The organism is Nocardia sp. KT25-26, from assembly GCF_056627695.1.
Genome location: NZ_CM152813.1, coordinates 3,288,633 through 3,312,366, shown reverse-complemented (window position 1 = coordinate 3,312,366; position 23,734 = coordinate 3,288,633). Strand labels below are relative to the sequence as shown.

Sequence of the window (23,734 nt, the reverse complement as noted above, 5' to 3'; positions counted from 1 at the left end):
CCCGTTTACGCTCGAATCATGCAGTCCTGGTCCGATCCCGTCCTGCCGACCGTCCCCGGAGCGGGGCCGCCGCTGCGGTTGTACGACACCGCCGACGGTGTCGTCCGCCCGGTCACACCGGGCCGCACCGCCACCATGTACGTCTGCGGGATCACCCCCTACGACGCCACCCATCTCGGGCATGCGGCCACCTACCTCACTTTCGACCTGGTCAACCGGCTGTGGCGGGCCGCCGGACACGATGTCCACTATGTGCAGAACATCACCGACGTCGACGATCCGCTGTTCGAACGGGCCGACCGCGACGGGGTGGACTGGCGGGACCTCGGCAGCTCCGAGATCGACCTGTACCGGGAGGACATGACGGCGCTGCGGGTGCTGCCGCCGCGGGATTACATCGGTGCCGTCGAGTCGATCGACGAGGTCGTGGAACTGGTCGGCAAACTTCTCGCCGCGGGTGCCGCGTACACCGTCGACGACGCAGAGTTCCCGGACGTGTACTTCCGTACCGACGCCACCGAGCAGTTCGGGTACGAGTCCGGCTACGACCGGGAGACGATGGCCCGGTTGTTCGCCGAACGCGGCGGTGACCCGGATCGGCCCGGTAAGCGTGACCCGCTCGATGCCCTGCTGTGGCGGGCGGCCCGCCCGGGTGAACCGTCCTGGCCGTCGCCGTTCGGCGCGGGTCGGCCGGGCTGGCATATCGAGTGCGCGGCGATCGCACTGAACCGGATCGGCACCGAGTTCGACGTGCAGGGCGGCGGCAGCGATCTGATCTATCCGCACCACGAGTACTCGGCGGCACATGCGGAGGCGCTGACGGGTTCGCGCCGGTTCGCCCGGCACTATGTGCATGCCGGCCTGATCGGGCTGGACGGCGAGAAGATGTCGAAGTCGCGGGGCAATCTGGTGTTCGTCTCGAAGCTGCGCCGTGCCGGTACCGACCCGTCGGCGATCCGGCTGGGTTTGTTCGCCGGCCACTATCGCACCGACCGGATGTGGACCGACGAGGTACTGACCACCGCGGCGGACCGGCTGGCCCGCTGGCGGGAGGCCGCCGCCCTGCCGTCCGGTCCGGCGGCCGATGACACCGTGGCCCGGCTGCGACAGCATCTCGCCGACGACCTGGACACCCCGAAGGCCCTGGCTGCGGTGGACAACTGGGTGCACGATGCCCTGGCATACGGCGGTCCGGATCCCGAAGCCCCTCGGCTGATCTCCACTGCCGTCGACGCACTGCTCGGGGTGTCGACGGCAGCGGCCTGACCGCACTGCGCCGGAACGGTTCGGCCGGGGCCGGTGGTCCGGATGCGCCGGAGCAGTGCGGCGCCGGTCGACGTCAGCCGTGGTTGCGGAGGGCGGCGAGGATGTCGGCGAACATGACGGCCTTGATCGCACCGAGGGTGTCGGGGTCCTTGCCGCTCACCGGTGCGGCGAGTTCGAGGGCGGTGGTGAGCACTGCTCCCTCGGGTGCGGTGGTGTCGACGAGTTCGTGCGCTTCGGCGTCGGTACCGCCGAAGCGCCGCCCGGTGGTCATGGTGGCGATCGCGTTCTTCGGGGTGAGTTTGCCCTGGATCAGCGCGGCCATGCCGTTGGTGAACGGGATGCGGATATCGGCTTCGGGGAAGCAGAAGAAGCCACGATCGGCGCGCATCACCCGGTAGTCGTGCGCCATGGCGAGCATGGCGCCGGCGCCGAAGGCATGTCCGCCGATGGCGGCCACGGTCGGCATCGGCAGGATCAGTGTCCGGGCGAAGAGGGCGTGTACCTGTTCGACATACCACTGGGCCCGGTCGCCATTGGCTGCCAGCCAGTCCAGATCGAGGCCGTTGGAATAGAACTTGCCGGTGGCGGTGGTGACGAGGGCGGCTGCCCGGTCGGCGACGACGGTGTCGAGGTGGCCGGAGATCTCGGTGAGGAACCCGGGGGAGAAGCGGTTCTCGCCGTCGCCGAGGTCGAGAACGGCGATCTTGTCGTGGTATTCGAGGGTGGGCATGATGGTCCTTTCGGGGGTCATCGGGTTCCGGCCGGGTGGGGGCCGAGGTCGAGTACGGCGCGGGCCGCGGCGCGCAGTTGGGTGCGGGCGAGGGGGTCGGTGAGCCGGTCCGGCCGGAGCAGTAGCGCGGTGGGCAGGTCGACGAGGCAGGTGGTCACGGTCTGCACACCGGCGCGGTCGCCGCGTCCCCACAGGGCGCGGGCCAGCCGGATCATGCAGTCGCGCAGGGCCTGTTCGACGTCGGCGACCTCGGCGCGGATCGTGTCGGGCAGTTGTCCGGCGAGCACCTGATCCCGATCGAGGAGCAGGAGTAGTCGCGCTGATGCCGGGTGGTTCTGCGCCAGCAGCGCCGGGGTCTCGGCGGCCGCGATCGTGGCGTCGACGGCCCCGCCGGTCGCTGTGTCGATCTGCTCGGCCTGCAGGGTCAGAAAGCGACGGGCGGCGCGTAACCATGTCTGTGCCAGGAGTTCCGGACGGGAGTGGAAGCTGTGGTACAGGGCGCCGTTCGACATACCGGTCGCGGCAGCGACGGCCCGGATGGTGACCGCGGGCAGGCCATCACGTACTGCGATGCGCTCGGCGGCGTCGAGTGCGGTGTCCGGGTCGTGGATCCGTGGGCGAGGCATGACCGCACAGTAACAGAGCGATTGCTCTGCTACTAGAGGGTATCTGTCGCCGAAGTGAGATATGTCCGATTCTGTTCGGGTGCTTGATGTTTCGTGGAGTCGCTGCAATCGCCGGAGTTCGGCCCGGCCACAGCATAGACTTCGTTACGGTGATGCCGGGCGCCGAAGTGATGGGGTACTGTTCGGACCTCCGTACTACCCCGCACGAACAGAAACGGCATGGCGATGTCCCGAGTGGTCACCAAGGAGCAGTACTTCGACACCGCATTCGAGGTGTTGGCCGATTACGGCTTCCGCGGCCTCAACATCGGCGTGCTGTGCCGCGGACTAGGTGTCACCAGCGGTTCGTTCTACCACCACTTCGGCAGCTGGCAGGGCTTCGTCGACAGCCTGCTCGAGCATTGGGAGAACGGGCAATTGCTGCAGTTGCGCGCACTCGATGTGGGCCGGGGCGATCCCGACGCCGACGTCCGTACCGTGTCCGCCCTCGCCTCGGGGCTTCCGCACCGGGCCGAGGCCGCATTGCGGGCGTGGGCGGCCAATGACGAATCGGTGCATGTCAGCCTGAAGCGAGTAGACGAATCGCGCCGCCGGACCGTGCACCGGGTGATCGCCGGCGCGGTCGGCGACGACGGGACCGCCGCGGTGATCACCGATCTCGGCATCGCCATGCTGATCGGGTACCAGCAGATGACCGCCGCCGGCGACGGGCCGGAACTCGAGCAGTTGCTGGTGCAGTACTCCCGGTTGATCCACTCCTACACCGACAGTGAGCCGGTGCTCAGTCCGGCGACGGCAGCCACGACTGCCGAGTGAGCCGCACCCACAGATAGACGCCGAGGCTGGCCCCGATCCCCAGGCCGAGACAGATCCCGATCGCCTGCGCGAAGTATTCCACGCCGGACTGCGCATACACCGACAGCATCAGTCCTTGTGCCACGGTCAGACCGGGCAGCAGCGCCCCGGTGATGCCGACCAGCGCCAGGGCCGACGCCGGGAGCCGCAACCATTGTGAGGAGGCGGCGGCGACGAATCCCAGCAGCACTGCGGCCAGCGGCGCCGACCATCCGGCGGGCAGATTCCCGAGGTGCAGCAATGCCTGGTTGGCCGAAGCGGTCACCAGGCCGACGCCGGCCGCGGGCAGCAGCAGATCCCGGCCGCCGACATTGAGCAACGCATTCCCGACCGCGCCGAGTACCGCGAACAGGATGCCGAGCCAGATCGGCAGAGCCGGCAGTGTCGCATCGAGGGGTTCCTCGATGTCGAACCGCCAGGACAGGGCCAGCACGAGCACCGCGCCTAGGGCGATCCCGCTGATGATCAGCACTACGCCGAGTGCCCGCGCCCACGCGGTGAGGCTGTCCGAGTTGACCATATCGATGGACATCGAGATGAGCTGCGGCAACGGCAGAATCAACACCCACACGGTCGCCACCAGGGCCGCCGTCTGCGGCAGCGGCATGCCCGCCGCGAGGTGCGTGGTCCCGCCGAGCGCCCCGGCCAGCGCGGATTGCACGGCGACCGCGAAGAACTTCGGCACGTCGAGGGTGCCGAGCCGGCGTCCGGTGAGGTTGACCGCGAGAAAAGTCAGGGCCGCCAAAGCGGCGGTGGGGGCCGAACCGCCGATCTGCAAACAGATGCAGAACGCCAGCAGTACTCCACCGGCCGGGACGGACCACCACGGGAACGGTTGCGGCCCCCGGTCGGCGGCGATCAGGCGGGCGTCGGCGGCCGCGGCGCCGTCCGAGCCGATGGTGCCGACGGCGTTCTTCAACCGTTTCATCCGGTCGCAGTCGAAGGCGTCCAGGGTGGCCGCTTCGGCGATCTTCGACAGCACCTCGCCGTCGGGACCGACGTATTCGACGATCACCACCCGTCCGATGCCGACGACGGTGACCTCGTGCAGGCCGAGGGACCGGGCGGCACGTTCCATTTCGTGCAGGACGGCTTCGGTGGCGTATCCGGATTCGAGCATCGAGCGGCCGAGCCGGGTCAGCACATCGAGGCCGGCCCGGGCGTCCTGTCGCGGCAGCTCGTGGTGGTCCGGCATGCGGGCCAATCTATCGCCGCCGCAGCGGCAGCGGCGGGAGGCGAGCGGTCTAGTGCGCCGTGTCCGGCGGCGCCGCCAGGTGGGTTTCGTCGCCCCACACCCGCAGCCGGAGCCGGGGGCCGTCCCGGCGCCACTGGGACACCGAGGCGTTGGGCACCGGCACCGTCTCCGGGATCGGTGCACCGATCCCGTCGAGGACGTAGCGCACCGCCAGCAGCACGGCGTCGTGGGTGAGCAACAAGATCTGCCGGTCGGCGGCGACCACATCCAGTTCGGCCAGCAGCGCCCGCACCCGCAGCGCGACATCGGCGAGCGATTCGCCGCCGGGTGGCCGGTACAGCCAGTTCCCCAGCCGCTCCCGGCGGGCGGCTTCGTCGGGTGCTCGCCGCCGGATCGCCCGATGCGGGTAGAGCTCGAAGACCCCCATCTCGCGGTCCCGCAGCCGCTCGTCCACCACGGTCGGCACCGGCGCGAAACGCCCACCCGGCGCGGCGGCCGCTGCGGCGTCGGCCATCAACGCCCAGGTGGAGCGGGCGCGCAGGTACGGCGAGCACACCACCAATCCGGGCCGCTGGGTTCCGGACAGGCCGGCCAGCCAGCCGCCCAGCTGCACGGCCTGCTCCCGGCCCAGCCGGGTCAGTTCCACCGCGGCGTCGGTGCCCCGCATCGGCCGCTGCCGGGTCGCGGGATCGGCGAACCATACGTTCGCGGCGCTCTGCCCGTGTCGCACACCCCACAACCCGGTGGGCGTCCGCGGCACGGCCAGACCGTCTGCGGGCTGCACCCAGCCCTGCCCTTGCAGCTGTTCCGGTTGCATCCCCGCCCCGCACTCACTCGATCCACGCCACCACCGGAATACCGGCCGTTCTGCTCGCGTTCCACTTCACCGAAGCAGCGATATCGAACACGAGGAGACATCTTTGACCTCCAGGGTAGAGATCTGGACCGACATCAACTGTCCGTTCTGCTATCTGGGCAAGGCACGCTTCGAGCAGGCGCTCGGCGAGTTCGCGCATCGCGACCAGGTGGAGGTCGTGCACCGGTCGTTCGAACTCGACCCGGATGCACCTGCCGACACCAGCATCGCGGTCGTACCGCGGATCGCCGCGAAGTACGGCATCAGCACCGAACAGGCCGCCGCGAACGAACGTCGGCTGGGTGCGGAAGCCGAGGCCCTCGGCCTGTCCTATCGCACGAGTGGCCGCGACTGCGGCAGCAGTTTCGATATGCACCGGCTGCTGCACCTGGCCCGCGAACAGGGCGTTCAGGACGCCTTGATCGATGCCCTGTACGCCGCGAACTTCGCCGACGAACGGCCGCTGTTCGGCGACTCGGCCCGGTTGACCGAGGTCGCCGTATCGGCCGGGCTGGACGCCGATCGGGTCGGTGCGGTGCTCGCGGACCCCGAGGCCTATGCCGATCGGGTCCGCCAGGACGAGCTGGAGGCGGCGCGGCTGGGTGTGCGCGGTGTGCCGTTCTTCGTCTTCGACGGCACCTACGGCGTGTCCGGTGCGCAGCCGCCGGAGGTTTTCGCCGACGCACTGCAACGGGCGTGGGACGACCGGCCGGTGCTGTCGGAGATCGGCACCACGACCGATTCGTGCGGTCCGGACGGTTGTGCCGTTCCGGCGGCTGCCGATACCGGTGACGGCTCGGCGACCTGACCCGCTGCACTGATCAGCGGTCGTGGTGATCAGAGGTCGATGACCACCTTGATATCGCGGTGGTCACCGGGATCGAACGCCTCGGCCGCCCGTTCCAGCGGCAACCGGCGGGTGATCAGCCGGGCCAGCCAGCTTTCGTCGGCCGCGGCGAGCGCGGCGGCGGCCTGCTCGTAGTGGTTGCGGTTGGCGTTGACCGAACCGAAGACGACCGCATTGTCGAGCACGATGTTCCGGTTCAATGAGCCGACATCGACCTCGGTGTCCTTACCCGGGGTGGACACGCCGGTGAGGCAGACGATCACGCCGGGGTTGTCGATCTCCATCACCTGCATGGCCAGGGCCGGTGCGCCGGTCGCCTCGATCACCACATCGGGTGAGATCCGTTCGGCGACGTCGGCGGCGGCACCGGTGTGGTACGTCGCCCCGAGATCGGCGACCAGCCCGGGTTTGGGGCCTTCGGTGGTGCGATCGAGCACATGCACGTCGAGGCCCTGCTGGGCGCCGAGCAGCGCGGCCAGCAGCCCGATCGGCCCGGCCCCGGTGACGAGCAGCGTCTTCGGGTCGTACCAGGCGCGCCGGCTGATCTTGCCGATCTGATCCCAGGCCTTGGCCACCACCGTGGTGGGTTCCATCAGGACACCGACCTGCGCCAGTGCCGGATCGAGTTTCACCGTGTAGTCCGCGCGGACCACCCACACGGTGGACCCGTAGCCGTCGATCTCCTTGATCCCCCGCTCCACATAGCGCCCGTTACGGCACATGTCGAACTCGCCGTGCGCGCAGGCGCCGCAGGGAACCGGGTCGGGCCGCCGCACGATACCGACGACGAGGTCACCCGCGTCGAAACCGCTGCCGCCGGGCGCGGTGCGGACCCGGCCGAGGGACTCGTGGCCGAGGACCAGACGGTCGTGACCGGGCGGCGCCCAGCCGTAGGTCCCGTCGGCGATCTCCCGGTCGGTGCCGCAGATTCCCAGCGACACCCCGTCGACGAGCAGTTCCCCGTCCCCGGGGGTCGGATCGGGGACGTCGGTGACACTCAATGATCCCGGTCGTCCCGGAGCTACGGTCAACGCACGCATATCGGATCCCTTTCCACCCGGTTCGGGCTGTTCGGATACCTCGTTGTGCTGTCCCACCGCTGGTGTCCGGGTCGGGCGATTCGGTCGCGTATCGGGCCGGACGGCGGAACACCGGGGATGAATCTACGCCCGAAACGGTGCGGGACGGCCGACCTCTGTCGGATCGCGAACACTCCGCAACCGATCCGTCGCCGATCCGGTCCACCGGCCCCGTCGCGGCCGAAGCGGGTGGACCCCGAACACCGCGTCCGTACCTCGGTAGCGGAACCGGGTCCGGCGCGGATCGGCCGATCGGACGATACGGGCATCGGCCGATCCGCCCGCGCATCCCAGCCGATCCCACGACGCCACGCCCGGCGTAGCCGGGAATCCTCGGTGCTGGACGGAACCGCCGTACCGCACCCTCGGACTTCTGGAGGAGCACATGCACATCATCCGCTGGGGCGCCCTGGCCGCCGGAGTCCTGCTCACCGCGGCCTGCAGTGCCGGTCCCGGTCCGGAGCGGTCCGCGGCCGGTGTCCCATCCGCCCCGGTTCCGGTGGCGGCCGGCACACCCGAAACCACCACCCCGGCGGCAGCTGCGGATCCGGTGCCGCAGGCAGCGCTGAACAACGCCCTACTGACGGCGGTGCCGGCCGGGGACCCGGCCGCCGCCCGGTCGGCGCTACGGCAGGGCGCACAGGTGGACACCCGGGACGCGCGGGGCCGCACACCGCTGCTGCTCGCGGTCCTCGCCGACGAAGTCGAGGTGGCCCGGGTGCTGATGGAATACGGCGCCGATCCGGATGCCCGCGACGACCGCGGCGAGAGCCCCTGGGTGAACACCGGGGTCACCGGTTCGGTCGCGATGATGGAGCTGTTGTTGCCGGCCGGCCCGGATCCTGCCTTGCCCAACCGGTTCGGCGGAACCGCGCTGCACCCGGCCGCGGAACGGGGGCATCTCGACTATGTGCGGGCCGTGCTCGACCGCACCGAGATCGATATCGACCGGATCAACACCCCGGGCTGGACGGCGCTGCTGGAGGCGGTCCACTACGGCGACGGCAGCGCCGTGTACCAGGACATCGTCCGGGTACTGGTCGCCCACGGTGCCGATACCTCGATCCGGGACGCCCAGGGGCGCACGGCCCGGGACCACGCCGTGCAGCGCGGATTCGGCACCATCGCCGCGATCCTGGCCGGCTGAACGGCCTCAGCCGGTCGAACGGGCGGGCACCCGGGTCAGGTGGAAGTCGGCGACGTCGGGGTCGGTGAGCATATCGGTCATCGTGCGGCGGTCGTAGGGCCACAGGTCGACCGTGCCCTGGTCGGTGAAGTACCAGGAGTTGCAGCCGGTGTTCCACACGGTGGGGCCGAGGGCCTCGGCAACACCGTCGTTGAACCGTTCGGTGGCCTCCTCGGTCACCTCCACGGTGTCGAACTCGCCGGCCCGGAACCGTTCCAGCCACTGCGCCACGTAGCGGGCGGTCAGTTCGGCGGAGTACTGCAGCGAGATCGACCCGGTCGGGGAGTTCGGGCCCAGGACCGTGAAGAAGTTCGGGAAGCCGGGCACCGCGGTCATCCGGTAGGCACGCGGCCCCTTCGCCCAGGCCTGGTCGATGGTGACCCCGTCGCGGCCGCGCAGATTCATCGGGCGCATGTAGTTGTGTGCCCGGAACCCGGTGGCCAGGACGATGAGGTCGAGTTCGTGCAGGCGTCCGTCGGCGGTCCTGATTCCGCGGTCGGTGACCGCTTCGACGGCGTCGCCGACCAGTTCGGCATTGCGGGCGCGGATGGCGCGGTAGTAGGTGCCGGACAGCACCTGCCGTTTGCACAGCGGCTCGTAGTCCGGGGTCAGTTCCTGCCGCAGACCCGATTCGGGGACTTGGGCCCGCAGGCTCCAGCGTGCATACTCCTGCACCAGTCGGCGTCGCCAGCTCGGCCGGGTGGCGATATCGGCCAGGATCGCCGATCCGCGCAGCATCCCGTCGTACAGCGCATGCTGCAGCGGCGGCAGTCGACGCAACAGTGCACCCAGTGCCGCGGGCTGCGGCAGCCCCATCGGTGCCCACATCACCCACTGCGGACTCCGGACGAAATGGGTGATCGATGCGGCCTCCGGTTGCAGCGCCGAGACCACTTGGACACCGGTGGATCCGGTGCCGACGACAGCGATCCGCTTGCCCGCGGTAGCCACCGAGTCGTCCCAGCGTGCGGTGTGCACGACCGGACCGTCGAAGCGGTCGAGGCCCGGGATGTCCGGTACGAACGGGTGGTGCAGTACGCCGGTGGCGGCGAGCAGGAAGTCGGCCTCGAGGTGGTCGCCGTCTGCGGTCTCGAGGTGCCATCGGGTGCCGTGGAACTGTGCGGACACCACTTCGGTGTTCAACCGCAGCTGCCGGTCCAGCCCGAACCGGTCGACGACCGACCGGAGATACTGCTGGATCTCGGTTCCCGGCGCGAACACCCGGGACCAGTCGGGTTTCGGCGCGAACGAGAACTGGTACAGCTGCGAGGGGACATCGCAGGTCAGGCCGGGGTAGCGGTTCCAGTGCCAGACGCCGCCGACGTCGGCGCCCTTCTCCAGGATCGTGACCCGGCCGAATCCGGCCCGCTGCAGGGTCACTGCGGTGGCGATGCCGGCGATTCCGGCGCCGATGATCACCACTTCGGGGTCACGGGCGGTCATTCGCCGGCTCCTTCGGTGCGGGGGCGGGCCTGGGATTCGACGGCCGCTTCGTAGCCGCCACGGACCCGGTGGTCGACGGCGGTGAGGGCGCGGCGGTCGCCGACGAGCCGGCGGCCGAGCCGCATCACGGCTTCCGGGACCGCGGCATCGAGCAGGTCCCAGCCGGCCAGGTATCCCGGCACCGGGATCTCGGCGCGGCGGCTGCGGACACTGCCGACAACGGCTTGGGCAATGTCTTCGGGGTCGACGGTGGGCATGCCGTGTCCCAGTGGGACACCGGACGACAGCCTGGTCCGCACGGCGCTCGGCAGTACGGTGCTGACGCTGACGCCGGTATCGCGGTATTCCTCCCGGACCGCGGCGGACAGGCCGACGGCGGCGAACTTGCTGGCGTTGTAGACGGCCATCCCGGGTACCACGAGTTTGCCGGCCATCGAGGCGATGTTGACGATATGTCCACGGCCGCGGTCGAGCATCTGCGGTAGCACCAGTCGCATGCCCAGCATCGGGCCCCAGACATTGACGTCCAGGGTGGCGCGGCTGGTCGCGTCGGCCTCTTCGACGAATCCGCCGAGCGGCATGATGCCCGCATTGTTGACCAGGATGTCGATGCGGCCGTGCGCGGTGCGGGCGTCGTCGAGGAATGCGGCGAACGAGGCCCGGTCGGTCACGTCCAGTTCGTGACTGCGGGCGCGCGGTCCGATGGTGGCGGCGGTCTCGGCCACGACGTCGCCGTCCAGGTCGCCCAGGCAGACCCGGGCGCCGCGGGCGGCGAACAGTTCGGCGGTGGCGCGGCCGATGCCGCGCGCGGCGCCGGTCACGACGACGACGGCGTCGTCGAGGTCGATGCGGGGATAGCTCATCGGTGGGTCTCCTCCCGGTCGAGCCGGTTCGGTACGTGGTCGAGGGCGGCGCCCAGGCCGGCGAGGCGGCGCCGCGGGTCCATGAAGTTGGGTCCCATCGCGGCCAGTTCGGCCGATCCGGGGTGGATGCGCAGGACCCGGATCCCGGCGGCTTCCACGGCGGCGACCTCGCGGTCGAGTGTGCGGGTCATCGGGATACGCAGCCCGGCTTCGAACAGACCGCCCGGTCCGGGGACCCGGGCGACCGAGGCCATCGGCGCGATCACGATCACTTCGTCGACGTCGGCGCCGACCAGCAGATCCACGGAGGCCGTCGAGGCCACGCCACCGTCGAGATAGCGGCGCCCCTCGGCGGTGACCGGGGGATACCAGCCCGGCACCGCCCAGGAGGCACGTACCGCGGTCCGGATCGGGATTCGGGTGTCGCCGGCGCGGCCGAAGGCGCGGCGGTGTCCGGTGTGGGTGTCGACGGCGACGATCCAGGTGTCCGAATGCGGCGCCCAGCGCCGGTCCGGCACCAGGTCGTCGACGAGTGCGTCGAGGAAGCCGGGGTCCGAACCGCCGGCGGGGGCGAGCCCGGCCAGGGCCGGTAGCGGTGCGCGATCGCGCAGTCCGTGACAGGTCAGCCGTGGTGACGGCAACCCGGCGGGCACCGCGGGCAGCGCGGCCGGTGGTGTCGTGCAGAATCGCCGGACCGATGCCCGGGCGGCGCCGGTTCCCTGTTGGGCGGCCACCATCTCGTCGGTGCCGACGCCGGCGGCGAGCATGGTTGCCGCGGTGGCCCCGGCCGAGGTGCCGATCAGGATGTCGGCGAGGCGTGGATCCCACCCCAGAGCCTGGTGCACCGCATGCAGTGCACCGATCTGCCAGGCGCCGCCGACCGTACCGCCGCAGCCGAGCGCCAATGCGCGCTTCACCACCGGGACCTCCTTGTCCTCGAACTGAGATACCGACGGTATCCGGATTCCATGAGTACGTCAACGGCGGATAGGATGCCTGCATGGCCCGACCCACGCGAGCCGAAACCCAGGCCCGGACCCGTGAACAGTTGATCGCCACCGCTCGGGAGGCGTTCTTCGCGCACGGCTATCACTCGACCACGCTCGGCAACGTCGCCGATGCCGCGGGCTACTCCAAAGGGGCGGTGTACTCGAACTTCCGGAACAAGGACGAGCTGTGCGCGGAGGTGCTCGACCAGGTCCGCGCGGAACGGTTCGACGAGGTCGCGCGCGCCGTCACCGCCGCCGAGGCCGGCCCGGCCGGGGCGGGCGCCGACGGCGGTGACCGCTTCGCGGGTCTGCAGAAATGGGCACAGGAGGTGATCGGCGATCCCGCCTGGACCACCCTGGAAGCGGAGTTCGCCGTGCACGCGCTCACCGACGAGCACTTGCGCGCCGACCTCGCCGCCCGCCTGGACAGCATGCTCGGCATGCTGACCGCGACCGCGGAATTCGTCGACGGCGCCGAGCTGCAGCTACCGGCCCGCGAAGTGGCCACCATCGCCCTGGCGCTCGGCGTCGGACTCGGCGTCTTCCGGGCGATCGACCCGGCCATCCCGGTCGACGGGCTGATCGACACCCTGCGCATCCTCACCGGACTGCCCGAATCCGGCGCGGACCGAACCGGCGACCAGCACTCGCACGGTGTGGAACACTGACCGCTCGACAGGCGTACCCGTTCCACGGAGGTGCACATCGTGTCCGGTCCGGTACCCGGCGGGCGAATCGCTCGCGGCACCCAGATAGGGCGGCTCGTCGCCGGCCAGGCCATGCGCGGCGTCGGGACCCGGCTGTCGATGCGGGGTCGCACCGAGGACGCCCGGCGGGCGCTGGCGGAGAAATCCACCCTCGATACCGCGCAGAAGATCGTCACGGTCCTCGGCGGAATGAAGGGTTCGGCGATGAAGCTGGGCCAGATCCTGTCGGTGCTCGATGTGGGCCTGATCCCGGAATCGCATCGTGAGGTGTTCCGGACCAAACTCGCCGAACTGTGCGACCACGCACCGACGGTGGACTTCGCCGATATGCGGCGGGTGATCGAGACCGAACTCGGGCCCGTTGCGCGGACGTTCGCCGACTTCGACGAGACACCGGTCGCGGCGGCCTCGATCGGCCAGGTCTATCGCGCCACCCTGCGCGACGGCCGGGACGTCGCGGTGAAGGTGAAGTATCCGGGCGTGGATCGGGCCGTCGAAGCCGATATGGTCAATCTGCGCATGGTCAGCAAGCTCTGGCAGGCGCTGTTACCGAGCGCTGCCGACTCCGCGGTCCTCGAGGAGCTGACCCGCAATCTCGGTTCCGAACTGGACTACGAACGCGAGGCGCGCAACCAGCATCGGGTGGCGGCTCGATACCGCGACCACCCGTACATCACCGTGCCGGACAGCATCGGCGACCTGTGCGGCCACAACGTCCTGGTCACCGAGTTCGTCGACGGCCGCCCGTTCGATCATCTGCGCGAGCTGCCCGCCACCGACCGCAACCGGCTCGGCGAGCTGATCTACCGCTTCTATGTCACCACCCTGTTCACCGACCGGGAGTTCTGCGGCGACCCGCACCCCGGAAACCTGCTGCTGGCGCCGGACGGGCGGCTGGCCTTCGTCGATTTCGGGCTCTACAACTTCATGGCGCCCGAACACGTCGATCTGGAACGCGGGATCATGCTCGCCGCCGCCGACAACCGGGCCCAGGACATCTACGACGCCTGGCTGGCCCGCGACATCATCGATCCGGCCACCGGTGTGACACCGGAGGAGCTGCTGGCGTATGTGTGGGCGGTGTCCGGGTGGCATCTGCACGACGAGGAGGTGACGATCACCTCGGAGCTGGCCACCAGCGCGTTCGTCCTCGCGGTGGATCCCCGGCCGGGCGGTGATCTGCACGGTGCCCGCCAGCAGCTGCTGCCGCCCGAGCATCTGTTCTCCCGCCGCGCCGATCTGTTCACCTACGCCTTGCTGGGCCGGTTGGAGCCTACCGCCAACTGGCATCGCATCGCCCGGGAATGGCTCTACGACGAGCCGCCCACGACCCCGGTCGGTCGCGAGATCGCGGCGTGGCGGGAGTCCCGCAGCTGATCTCGCCGGGCCCGGCGGGCCGACGGCCCTGTGACAGAAACTAGAACGCGTTATAGTTCGGTGGATGTCGGCCGGAGGCCTGTTGTCGAGGAAAGGTGGGTCGGAAACGATGACGCAGAACTGGGACCGCACAGCCGATGTGGTGGTCGTCGGCTACGGCGGCGCCGGCGTGGCGGCCGCACTCGCCGCCCGGGAGGCCGGAGCCGACGTCCTGGCGATCGACCGGTTCCACGGCGGCGGCGCCACGGCACTGTCCGGCGGCATCTACTACGCAGGCGGCGGCACCTCGGTGCAGCGCGCCGCAGGTGTCGACGACGATGTCGATGCCATGTACGCCTACCTGCAGGCCGAAGTCGGCGACGCGGTCGGCGACCCGACACTGCGCCGGTTCTGCACCGAATCCGCGGCGAGCGTCGACTGGCTGAAACAGCACGGCGTGCCGTTCGATCCGTCGGTGTGCCCGTACAAGACGTCCTACCCCAGCAACGACCACTACCTGTACTTCTCCGGCAGCGAAATGGCCGGCGAGTTCCGCGCGCTCGCCACCCCGGCACAGCGTGGCCATCGCGCACACGGGCCCGGCGTCTCCGGTAAGAAGTTCTTCCAGCCCCTGGCCGCCTCGGCCGCCGCACACGGTGTCACCGTCCAGCACGCCACCCGGGCGCAGGAACTGATCATCACCGACGGCCGAGTCACCGGCATCGTTGCCACCACCCTGGCCACCGCACCCCGGCGGGTGCAGCGGAGATTCGCGCTGCTGGCGCGCATCTCGGCCAAACCCGGCGTCTACCATCCGGGCCTGCGGCGCGCCGTCCAGCGCCGGATCGAACGCATCGAACAGCGCTATGCCACCCCGCTCCGGATCCGCGCCCGCTCCGCGGTCATCCTCACCACCGGCGGTTTCATCGCCAACCGGGAAATGGTGCGCCGGCACGCACCCGACTACCCGTACCGGGCCGGACTGCCCCTCGGCACCGCGGCCGACGACGGCAGCGGCATCCGGATGGCCGAATCGGCCGGCGCCGCCCTCGCCAAGATGGACCACATCTCCACCTGGCGTTTCATCGCACCGCCCAGCGGCTTCTACGGTGCGCTCGCCGTCGATGTGCACGGCGAGCGCCTGATCGACGAATCCCGCTACGGCGCGGCACTCGGCAGCGCCATCGTCGCCGCCGAAGGGCACCGCGCCTGGCTACTCACCGACGCCCCGCTGCTCACCGAATCCCGCACCCAGCTGCGTTCGGAAGCCGTGTGGTTCCAGCGCCTGCAGACCGAACAGTTGCTGCGCGGCCGCCGCGTCACCGGCAACAGTATCGAAGAGGTCGCCGCTGCCGCGGGCGTCGACCCCGCGGGCCTGCGCCGCACCGTCGATGCCCACAACCAGGCCATCACCGACGACCGCCCGGACCCGCTCGGCAAACCCGCCGACATCCGCCGCCCGATCCATACGGGACCGTTCTCCCTGCTCGACATCTCCGTCCAGCAGGCCCTCGCCTATCCGACCCCGATGCTCACCCTCGGCGGCGTCCAGGTCGACGAGGACACCGGCGCCGTCCTCGATGCCGACCGGAACACCATCCCGGGCCTCTACGCCGCCGGCCGCACCGCCGTCGGCGTCTGCTCCAACTCCTACGTCAGCGGCCTCTCCCTGGCCGACTGCGTCTTCTCCGGCCGCCGCGCCGGCACGCACAGCGCCCGGACCGCCGTCGCCGGTTCCTGACACCGCCGACCGGCAGTGCCCGGTCGCCGGGATGGCACGCCTCATCCGTCCCGCCCGGGCGGGTGCCGGTAGTTGCCGAATCGGCACGAGAAGGTCGGGGCGGTGCAGGGGTGGCGCCGATACACGGTGATCACCTGGATGCGCCCGCCGCGGTCGTTCTGTGCCGAGCGCAATCCGGTCCCGAAGGCGGACCGGCCGGTGGTCGCCCTGACCACCGGCCGATCGCTACGCTGCAGTAGACGAGGACGGCAACCTGTGGTGCGGGCGTCCGGGACAGTGGTGGTCCGGACGACCCGATCACGGACGAGGTGGAGCGGCGCATGCGCTGTCCGTGGGGACGACCTGCTCGGCGTGCGCACGGATTTCGGCCGGGTACGCAGAGCGAGCCCGGCCCGCAGAAGGGTATTCGCCGCAGGTGCAGGTTCAGAACACGGTCGGTCGGGTGCGGGCGTCCAGTCCGCCGTCGATCAGGATCTGGGCGCCCTGGATGTAGGCCGACCGCGGGCCGAGCAGGAAGGCGATCAGGTCGGCGATCTCGGCGGCGGTGCCGGTGCGGAGAGTGCCACTGAACTGCCGGGCGAGCTCACCGTAGCGGTCGTCGCCGAGAACGCCCTGCAGCAGCGGGGTGTCCACCGGCCCCGGGGCGATGGTGTTGATCCGCACCCCGGCGGCCGCCCAGTCCGGAACCCGCTGCCGCACCGCCACCGTCAACGCGTTCTTCGACCAGGCGTAGGCCAGCTGACCGGCGAATTCGCCGCCTTGCGTGAGCGCTTCGGCCACGGTGCCGGTGGCGATCGGGTTGTCCGCCCACGTCACATGTGTCGCGGCGAGCGAGGACACGACCACTGCGGCCGCATTTTCACCGCGTCCCAACGCCGGGGCCAGCGCATCGAGTACGGCCACTGTGGCGTGATAGTTCACCTCGATGACCCGATCGGGGTCGGGGGAGTGCGGTCCCAGTCCGGCGCACAGCACCGCACCGTCGAGGGCGCCGCCGCAGCGGCGCAGCAGTTCGGCGACGGCGGTGTCCCGGCCGGCCGGATCGGCCAGATCGGCGACGATGTCGGCATCGCGCAGGTCGATGCCGACCACCTGGTGTCCGGCGGTGCGCAGGCTCGCTGCCGTAGCGGCGCCGATACCTGAGGCGGCGCCGGTGATTACGACGGTCATGATTCCTCCTGAGGAGCGAGCACACAGTGGGTGTTCGTGTAGATGGTGGGCATGCAGCGGTTGCAGTGGATACACTGCGACACCGCCGATTCGGTCCGCATCCGGTGCGGCAGGTCCGGATCCCGGAGCAGGGCGCGGGCCATGGCCACGAAGGAGAATCCCTGGCCCAGTGCCTGTTCGACGGTGTCGCGCCGGGTGATCCCGCCCAGCAGGATCAACGGCAACCCCACCTCGGCACGCACCTGCCGGGCCCGGTCGAGCAGATACGCCTCGCGGAACGGATACTCCCGGAGGAAGGCTCGGCTCCCGGCCCGTACGCCCCAGCGCATCGGCCGGGGAAACGTCGCGGCGAACTCCGTGCGCGGGGCCTCGCCGGTGAAGATGTACATCGGGTTGAGCAGTGAACTGCCGGCGGTGAGCTCCAGCGCGTCGACGGTGCCGTCGGTCTCGAGCCATCGGGCCAGGCGGATCGCTTCGGCGAGCCGGTAGCCGCCGGGAACGCCGTCGTCCATGCTCAGCTTCGCGGTGATCGCGATCCGATCGCCGACCCGATCCCGGACCGCCTGCGCGACCTCGCGGGCGAGCCGCGCCCGATTCCCGGTGGATCCGCCGTAGCGGTCCCGCCGTCGATTCAGCAGCGGACTCAGGAACGAACTGATCAGATAGTTGTGTCCGAAATGCAGTTCCACGGCATCGAACCCGGACTCGACGGCCAGGGCGGCGGCGTCCGCGTGCGCCGCGACCACCTCGGTGAGGTCGGTTTCGGTGGCGGCCCGCATCATGCGCATCCCGAGCGGGCTGGGCATCCGATGCGGCGCCAGGGCGGGCAACCGGTTGGATGCCGCGTTGGCCACCGGCCCGGCATGGCCGAGCTGGGCCGACACTGCGGCACCCGCGCCGTGCACCGCGTCGGTGAGGCGACGCAACCCGGTCACGGCCTCGGGTCGCATCCAGATCTGGTGCCGGTCGGTGCGACCGCCGGGCAGTACCGCGCAGTAGGCGACCGTCGTCATTCCCACACCGCCGCGGGCATGTCGGAGGTGGAAGTCGATCAACCGGTCGGTGACCAGGGCGTCGGGGGTGCGGCCCTCGAAGGTGGCCGCTTTGATGATCCGGTTCGGCAGGACGACCGGCCCCAGGCGCGCAGGGGTGAAGATCGCGCTGTTCATGCTGCCGCCAGACCGGCAGCGGCGAAGGCTTTCACGGTCTCGAGCGGGAGCCGCGGCGGCCGGGGCGTGGCCGCGTAGGGGTCACCGACGTGTTGCAGGATCAGGCTGAAGGTCAGCCACCAGCGGTGGGCGGCCTCGGTGGCATCGAGTTCCGGCCGGGCGGCACACAACAGTGCATCCCACGGTTCGAGAGTGAACCAGCGCGCCGTCCACGGCATCTCGTGCCGGTTCAGCACGACGCGGGCGAGCAGATGTAGCCGGAGTTGTCCGATCGGGTCGGCGATGAGCTCGGCCAGGGGGTCGACCACCGCGTCCACCAACTCGGCGGGCGTCGGCGTCCGGCCGTGCCGGCGCCGCTCGGCCAGCTCGTCGAGCTGCCGCTGCCACAGCGGGGCCAGCCGGTCTTCGAGCAGGGCTGCCACCAGGGCTTCCTTGGAGCCGAAGTGGTAATGCACGGCGGCCGGGTTCATCTCGGCCGCGGCATTGATCGCCCGGACCGATACCGCGTCGTATCCGGACTCCAGCAGGAGCCGCTCGGCCACCGCGAGCAGCTTCTGCCGGGTCGACAGGTCCTCATGCGTTTTCGCCATCCACCGAGTGGAACACGTTCTAGGTTGTGAGTCAATCATTGATTGAAAATAGCTGTCCGGTCGGTTTCAAGCTTGCGAACAGGTGATAAGCGACGGCATCGCGCAATGTGTGGGAAATGTCAAGGAAGAATCCCGATCAACAAGTTTGGGTCGAGATGACACCCAGATCGTCGCCGGGCCGCCGGAACGGCTCCTACAGTCGCTCCGCATGACAGCCCTAACCAAGCGCCCGCTCGCCCTGCTGGCCACCGCACTCACCGCCTTCGCACTCGCCACGACCACGACCCTGCACCCCGCCACCGCCGAGCCGGGTGCCGGCCACATCCGCCTGGAAGGCGCGGTCAACGTCCGCGACCTCGGTGGATACCGCACCTACGACGGCGCCACGGTGGAATCCGGAAAGGCCATCCGCGCCGACGCGCTCGGCGACCTCACCGAGGCCGACGTCGCCTCTCTCGCCGACATCGACCTGGAATCCGTCGTGGACCTGCGCACCCCGGGAGAAGTGCAGTTCCTCGGCGAGGACCGACTGCCCGAAGGGGTCCCCCTGGTAGCGCGCCCGATCGACGACACCGGCCTGTTCCAGCAGATGATGCAGGTGATCCAGTCCAAGGATCCCGAACAGCAGGAGCAGGTCCTCGGCAACGGGGGCGCCGAGGAGATCATGCACGGCGTCTACGCCAGTTTCCTCACCGCCGAATCCCGTGCCGCATTCGGCGAGACCATCCGGGAGTTGGCCGCCACCGACGGGCCCCTGCTCTACCACTGCACCTCCGGTAAGGACCGCACCGGCTTCCTCAGCTACGTGCTGCTGCGCGCAGTCGGCGTCCCCGAATCGGTCGCCCGGCAGGACTACCTGCGCTCCAACGAACTGCGCGCCGCCGCCGACGCGAAACTGCGCGAACAGGTGAAACAGGCCGGCTACATGGAGAACCCCGATCTGCTCATCCCGCTCCAGGAGGTCCGCAACGAGTATCTGGACACCGCGGTCCAGCAGCTCGAGCAGGATTACGGCAGCTTCGGCACGTTCCTCACCGACGGCCTCGGCATCGACCCCTGGACCCTGGTGAAACTCCGCAAGAACCGCGTCGACTGACCCTCGGTGGGGTGCCGGCTACCCGCAGCCGGCACCCCACCGACGCCTCGGCCACGCGGATCGTCTGCACCGGGGCGAACCACAACGCAGGGCACGGAGCAACGCCACAGCTCATCGGCCCGGACGCTACGGCGATCCGATCACTCGGGCTGCGCGTCAGGCGTACGAGCACCCCAGGTGATCTCCCGGCGGACCACCTTGCCGGTCGCGTTGCGCGGCAGCGGCTCGGTGGTGAGTCGCCAGTGCGCCGGCACCTTGAAATACGCCAGCCGGTCCGCGGCGAAGTCCCGTAGTTCGGCTTCGGTGACGCTCTTCGGCTCGGCGACCACCACCACTGCACCGACCTCCTCACCCAGTTGTGGGTGCGCGATTGCCAGTACCGCCGATTCGCGCACCCCGGGATGCTCGTCCAGGCATTGTTCGACCTCGACGGGGTAGATGTTCTCCCCGCCCCGGAGAATCAGATCCGAGCGTCGGCCGGCCATCCGCAACCGGCCGTCCTCGACGGTGCCGAAATCTCCGGTGCGCAACCATCGATCCGGCGTGATCGCCGCTGCGGTCGCGGGCTCGTCGTTCCAATACCCGAGCATCACGTAGGGGGAGCGGATGCAGATCTCGCCCTCCCGTCCGTCCGGCAGCACGGCGCCGTCCGGGTCGCGGATCTGCACGGCGACACCGACGATCGGCCGGCCGACGGTGTCGGGATGCTCTGCCAGCTCCTGGGGAAGTGCCACCGTCGCTGCGGTACCGGATTCGGTGAGCCCGTAACTGGTGGTCAGCGCGGCGCCCGCGATCGGCAACCGCTGCCGCAGGTCGCGGTGCAGATTCGCCGAGGACGGCGCGGCATTGAGGGAGAACGCGGTCAGCGACGACAGATCGTAGCGGGCCAGGTCGCAGTCGAGCAGCCGCATCGCCATGGCCGGAACCGCACCCCAATTGGTGATCCGTTCCCGTTCGATCGTCGCCGCGACCCGCTCCGGGTCGAACGCACCCCGATGGATCACCACGGTGTCGCCGGATGCCAGCCGGGGCAGGGCCAGATTGTGCAGGCTGGCGATATGGAACAGGGGAGAGGTGAGCAGGAAGCGACGCACGCCGGGCGCCGGTGCGCCGGATGCCTGCGCCACCTCGGCCGCCACGGCGCCGGTGAAACGGTGGTAGTCCATGACGGCGAGCAGATTGCGCTGCGAATGCACGACCCCCTTCGGGCGGCCGCTGGTGCCGGACGTGTACAGGATCACCGCCGGATCGTCCTCGTCCACTGCGGGGTCGGGCACCGTACCGTCGGCGAACTCGGCCAGCAGCTGCGGGATCCCGGACTCCATCGTCAGCACGGGCAGGTCCCGCACCGGCAGCGCACGGTCCCGCTGCTCATCGGCGACGAGCAACTTCGGTGTCGTATGCGCCAGCCCGTAGGCCACCTCCGGGGGCGCCCACCAGGCGTTGTACCCGACCGGGATCGCGCCCAGGCACTGACAGGCCCAGAAGGTAAGAATCCACTCCGGACGGTTCGCAGCCAGGATGCCGACCCGGTCACCGGCGCCGATCCCGTACCGATCCCGCAGACCCCGTGCCAGCGCCGTGGCCGCCGCATGATGCCCGGCGTAGCTCCACCGCGCCTCGTCGGAGACGAGATAGTCCCGGTCACCGAACCGCCGGGAGTCGCGGAGCGCAGTGTGCATCGAGCGCATCCGGTTCTTCAGCACCGGGATGGGGGCGCCGAGCACGTTCTCGACCCTCGTTTCGAATTCCCCGCCCGGCCCGGTCAGCCGAGCTGCGGCGTCGGCAGCACATTGCCTGGCATCGAAGCTGTCGCTCATCACGCTCCCTCACGTATTGGAACGTGTGTCAGTTTAGGCTCGAGTGCACGCCGCCGAACCCCGAACGAGGAGCCCGATGACCACCGACACCGACCTCGCCGCCGACCTCGCCGCATCGGCAGGCGCACTCCTGCTCGATCTGCGCGCCCGCACCGCCCCCGACCGCACCCCGAAAGAACTCGGCCGGCTCGGCGACACCGAGGCCAACACCCACCTGCTCGACCGCCTCGCCGCCGAACGACCCGACGACGCAGTGCTGTCCGAAGAATCCGCCGACAACCCCGCCCGCCTGTCCGCCGACCGCGTCTGGATCATCGACCCACTCGACGGCACCAAGGAGTACAGCAGCGGCGACCGCACCGACTGGGCCGTGCACATCGCACTCTGGGAAGCGGGTTACGGCATCACCGCCGCCGCGGTCGCCCAACCCGCCCTCGGAACGGTTCACGTCACCGGCCGCGCCGCCACCGCTCCCGGTCGCACAGAGGCACCGCTACGCATCCTCGTCAGCGCCTCCCGGCCGCCCCGATTCGCCGGCAGCGTGGCCCGATCCCTGTCGGCCGAGTTGATCGGCATGGGGTCGGCGGGCGCCAAAGCGATGGCCGTCCTCCGCGGCGAAGCCGACGCATACCTGCATGCCGGCGGCCAGTGGGAATGGGACTCCGCCGCCCCGGTCGGCGTCGCCCGCGCCGCCGGACTGCACACCAGCCGCATCGACGGCACTCCACTCACCTACAACGCACCCCACCCATACCTGCCCGACCTGCTGATCTGCCGCCCCGAACTCGCCGACCGGCTACTGGGCGAAATCGCCACCGCCACCTGCCCGCACGACTGAGGACCACCACAACCGAGCAACCACCACAACCGGGGAACCACAGAGTTCCTTACGAAACGCGCAGGCGTGACCTCGAGTCGGCACAGTAGAGTCCCCGGCGACGTAAGGAGACAGAGCATGTCCGTTGGACGCAATTCGCTCCTGCTGCTGGGTGGCGCGGCCTCGGCGGGAGCCGGCGCACTGCACCTGTTCGCGGCCGGCCTGCACACCGAGCACGCCACCCTCGCCCGGCTGATGGTCGTACTCGCGGCAGCACAGATCGGGGCAGGTCTGCTCGCGGCGATGAGCACTCGGAAGGCGACCTCGGCCACGGTGATCGGGGTCAACCTCGTCGCAGTATCGGTCTGGGGATACACCAGGTTCGCCGGCCTGCCCTGGCCCGCAGGTCTGACCGCCGCAGAGTCGCCACAGCTGCTCGACACCACCTGCGCCGCCCTCGGCATCCTCGCCATCGCAGGCGCCGCCGTCGCACTGGCCCGGCCCGACGCAGGACTACCCACCCCCACAACGGCCGCTGCCGCCGGCCTGGCCGGCACGTTCGCGGTCGCCGCGATGCTCGGCGGGGCCGGACACGTACACGGCCACGGTGACGAACACACTCAGGCTGCCGGTGACGAACACAGTCACACCGGCAACGACGAACACGCCGACCACGACGCGGGAACCGGCAATGCCTGGCCGCGGCCCTGGGATCCCGCCGACCCGATCGACGTGACCGGCGTCCCCGGCGTCACACCCGAACAGGAGCAACGCGCCACCGCCCTGATCCGCGACACCCTCGCGGAACTACCCGCATTCGCCGACGTCACCACCGTCGGTGCCCTCGGCTACCGGTCCATCGGCGACTCGGCCACCGGATTCGAGCACTACGTCAACACCGGCTACGTCCGCGACGACCGCTTCCTCGACGCCGCCTACCCGGAGTCCCTGGTCTATCGGGTCGACGGCGCCGAACGAACCCTGGTGTCGGCGATGTACATCGCCAAGGGTAAGAAGATCGACGACCCCGAACTGGTCGACTACGGCGGCCCGCTGATGCAGTGGCACGTCCACGACAACCTCTGCTGGAAGGCCGGCGACAACGGACCCCAGGTCGCCGGTGTGCTCGATGCCGACGGTAACTGCCCACCGAACTCGATCAACCCCGGAACCGGCAATCCGATGGTCCACGTGTGGATCGCGCCGCACGAGTGCGGGCCGTTCGCCGCCCTCGAAGGTCACGGAGCCGGACAGGCGGCCACCACCGGACGTCGGACCGACACCTGTGCACACGAGCACTCGGGTGGTCACCGCTGACGCGCTGATCCACGCC

Annotated in this window: 21 protein-coding genes and 1 pseudogene; 10 read left to right on the top strand and 12 right to left on the bottom strand. The window is 70.0% G+C overall.

From position 1 onward, the window contains the following. Positions 1-18: 18 nt before the first annotated feature. Complete coding sequence (gene mshC, locus AC1HFH_RS15065) at positions 19-1,266, top strand: cysteine--1-D-myo-inosityl 2-amino-2-deoxy-alpha-D-glucopyranoside ligase (protein ID WP_480243405.1); 1,248 nt, start codon at positions 19-21, stop codon at positions 1,264-1,266. 73 nt (positions 1,267-1,339) lie between these two features. Here mshC and AC1HFH_RS15060 read toward each other — a convergent pair whose 3' ends face one another. Next, the gene (locus AC1HFH_RS15060) at positions 1,340-1,999 is read right to left on the bottom strand and encodes an enoyl-CoA hydratase-related protein (RefSeq protein ID WP_480247857.1); all 660 of its coding nucleotides are present in this window, start codon (positions 1,997-1,999) and stop codon (positions 1,340-1,342) included. A 14-nt stretch (positions 2,000-2,013) separates the two neighbouring features. After that, complete coding sequence (locus tag AC1HFH_RS15055; protein WP_480243404.1) at positions 2,014-2,622, bottom strand: TetR family transcriptional regulator; 609 nt, start codon at positions 2,620-2,622, stop codon at positions 2,014-2,016. Positions 2,623-2,841: 219 nt separating this feature from the next. Here AC1HFH_RS15055 and AC1HFH_RS15050 point away from each other — a divergent pair, with 219 nt between their 5' ends. Further along, positions 2,842-3,438: a TetR/AcrR family transcriptional regulator gene (locus AC1HFH_RS15050; RefSeq protein ID WP_480243403.1), complete on the top strand. Its 597-nt coding sequence runs from the start codon at positions 2,842-2,844 to the stop codon at positions 3,436-3,438. On the opposite strand, the gene AC1HFH_RS15045 is transcribed toward AC1HFH_RS15050, so the two are convergent. Further along, positions 3,404-4,672, bottom strand: a complete 1,269-nt coding sequence (locus AC1HFH_RS15045; RefSeq protein WP_480243402.1) for a threonine/serine exporter family protein — start codon at positions 4,670-4,672, stop codon at positions 3,404-3,406. The genes AC1HFH_RS15050 and AC1HFH_RS15045 overlap by 35 nt on opposite strands. A gap of 49 nt (positions 4,673-4,721) precedes the next feature. After that, positions 4,722-5,489, bottom strand: coding sequence for a histidine phosphatase family protein (locus AC1HFH_RS15040; protein WP_480243401.1), 768 nt, complete (start codon positions 5,487-5,489; stop codon positions 4,722-4,724). Between the two features lie 103 nt (positions 5,490-5,592). Here AC1HFH_RS15040 and AC1HFH_RS15035 point away from each other — a divergent pair, with 103 nt between their 5' ends. After that, the gene (locus tag AC1HFH_RS15035; protein WP_480243400.1) at positions 5,593-6,336 is read left to right on the top strand and encodes a DsbA family oxidoreductase; all 744 of its coding nucleotides are present in this window, start codon (positions 5,593-5,595) and stop codon (positions 6,334-6,336) included. Between the two features lie 29 nt (positions 6,337-6,365). Here the strand turns inward: AC1HFH_RS15035 and AC1HFH_RS15030 are convergent, their stop codons facing one another. Then, positions 6,366-7,415 carry a glucose 1-dehydrogenase gene (locus AC1HFH_RS15030; RefSeq protein WP_480243399.1) on the bottom strand — a complete coding sequence of 350 codons (1,050 nt, stop codon included), beginning with the start codon at positions 7,413-7,415 and terminating at the stop codon, positions 6,366-6,368. 424 nt (positions 7,416-7,839) lie between these two features. Between AC1HFH_RS15030 and AC1HFH_RS15025 the strand changes: the two genes are divergently transcribed. Further along, positions 7,840-8,601 (top strand): ankyrin repeat domain-containing protein, encoded by a 762-nt coding sequence (locus AC1HFH_RS15025; RefSeq protein ID WP_480243398.1) that lies wholly within the window; start codon positions 7,840-7,842, stop codon positions 8,599-8,601. A gap of 6 nt (positions 8,602-8,607) precedes the next feature. On the opposite strand, the gene AC1HFH_RS15020 is transcribed toward AC1HFH_RS15025, so the two are convergent. The 3 genes from AC1HFH_RS15020 to AC1HFH_RS15010 are packed head-to-tail and all read right to left on the bottom strand — an operon-like array spanning position 8,608 to position 11,866. Next, on the bottom strand, positions 8,608-10,083 hold the full coding sequence (locus tag AC1HFH_RS15020; protein ID WP_480243397.1) for a flavin-containing monooxygenase: 1,476 nt from the start codon (positions 10,081-10,083) through the stop codon (positions 8,608-8,610). Beyond that, positions 10,080-10,946 (bottom strand): SDR family oxidoreductase, encoded by an 867-nt coding sequence (locus tag AC1HFH_RS15015; protein WP_480243396.1) that lies wholly within the window; start codon positions 10,944-10,946, stop codon positions 10,080-10,082. Before AC1HFH_RS15015 ends, AC1HFH_RS15020 begins: the two co-directional genes overlap by 4 nt. Next, positions 10,943-11,866: a patatin-like phospholipase family protein gene (locus tag AC1HFH_RS15010; RefSeq protein WP_480243395.1), complete on the bottom strand. Its 924-nt coding sequence runs from the start codon at positions 11,864-11,866 to the stop codon at positions 10,943-10,945. The genes AC1HFH_RS15015 and AC1HFH_RS15010 overlap by 4 nt, the downstream gene beginning before the upstream one ends. Before the next feature lie 80 nt (positions 11,867-11,946). On the opposite strand from AC1HFH_RS15010, the gene AC1HFH_RS15005 reads away from it, so the two are divergent. From AC1HFH_RS15005 to AC1HFH_RS14995, 3 genes are all read left to right on the top strand, one after another. Further along, positions 11,947-12,603 carry a TetR/AcrR family transcriptional regulator gene (locus AC1HFH_RS15005; RefSeq protein WP_480243394.1) on the top strand — a complete coding sequence of 219 codons (657 nt, stop codon included), beginning with the start codon at positions 11,947-11,949 and terminating at the stop codon, positions 12,601-12,603. Between the two features lie 39 nt (positions 12,604-12,642). Further along, the gene (locus tag AC1HFH_RS15000) at positions 12,643-14,019 is read left to right on the top strand and encodes an ABC1 kinase family protein (RefSeq protein ID WP_480243393.1); all 1,377 of its coding nucleotides are present in this window, start codon (positions 12,643-12,645) and stop codon (positions 14,017-14,019) included. A 109-nt stretch (positions 14,020-14,128) separates the two neighbouring features. Then, positions 14,129-15,739: an FAD-binding protein gene (locus AC1HFH_RS14995; RefSeq protein ID WP_480243392.1), complete on the top strand. Its 1,611-nt coding sequence runs from the start codon at positions 14,129-14,131 to the stop codon at positions 15,737-15,739. Positions 15,740-16,162: 423 nt separating this feature from the next. Here the strand turns inward: AC1HFH_RS14995 and AC1HFH_RS14990 are convergent, their stop codons facing one another. The 3 genes from AC1HFH_RS14990 to AC1HFH_RS14980 are packed head-to-tail and all read right to left on the bottom strand — an operon-like array spanning position 16,163 to position 18,668. After that, on the bottom strand, positions 16,163-16,909 hold the full coding sequence (locus AC1HFH_RS14990; RefSeq protein WP_480243391.1) for an SDR family oxidoreductase: 747 nt from the start codon (positions 16,907-16,909) through the stop codon (positions 16,163-16,165). Continuing rightward, positions 16,906-18,078, bottom strand: a complete 1,173-nt coding sequence (locus AC1HFH_RS14985; RefSeq protein WP_480243390.1) for an NADH:flavin oxidoreductase — start codon at positions 18,076-18,078, stop codon at positions 16,906-16,908. Before AC1HFH_RS14985 ends, AC1HFH_RS14990 begins: the two co-directional genes overlap by 4 nt. Continuing rightward, positions 18,075-18,668, bottom strand: a complete 594-nt coding sequence (locus AC1HFH_RS14980) for a TetR/AcrR family transcriptional regulator (RefSeq protein WP_480243389.1) — start codon at positions 18,666-18,668, stop codon at positions 18,075-18,077. The genes AC1HFH_RS14985 and AC1HFH_RS14980 overlap by 4 nt, the downstream gene beginning before the upstream one ends. Positions 18,669-18,876: 208 nt before the next feature. Between AC1HFH_RS14980 and AC1HFH_RS14975 the strand changes: the two genes are divergently transcribed. Beyond that, positions 18,877-19,764 (top strand): tyrosine-protein phosphatase, encoded by an 888-nt coding sequence (locus AC1HFH_RS14975; RefSeq protein WP_480243388.1) that lies wholly within the window; start codon positions 18,877-18,879, stop codon positions 19,762-19,764. 140 nt (positions 19,765-19,904) lie between these two features. On the opposite strand, the gene casG is transcribed toward AC1HFH_RS14975, so the two are convergent. Further along, complete coding sequence (casG, locus tag AC1HFH_RS14970) at positions 19,905-21,584, bottom strand: steroid-24-oyl-CoA synthetase (RefSeq protein ID WP_480243387.1); 1,680 nt, start codon at positions 21,582-21,584, stop codon at positions 19,905-19,907. A 76-nt stretch (positions 21,585-21,660) separates the two neighbouring features. Here casG and AC1HFH_RS14965 point away from each other — a divergent pair. Together AC1HFH_RS14965 and AC1HFH_RS14960 are read left to right on the top strand one after the other, a co-directional pair. After that, a pseudogene (locus AC1HFH_RS14965) lies at positions 21,661-22,401 on the top strand (3'(2'),5'-bisphosphate nucleotidase CysQ); the annotation flags it as partial. A gap of 138 nt (positions 22,402-22,539) precedes the next feature. Next, the gene (locus AC1HFH_RS14960) at positions 22,540-23,718 is read left to right on the top strand and encodes a hypothetical protein (RefSeq protein ID WP_480243386.1); all 1,179 of its coding nucleotides are present in this window, start codon (positions 22,540-22,542) and stop codon (positions 23,716-23,718) included. Positions 23,719-23,734: the final 16 nt, after the last annotated feature.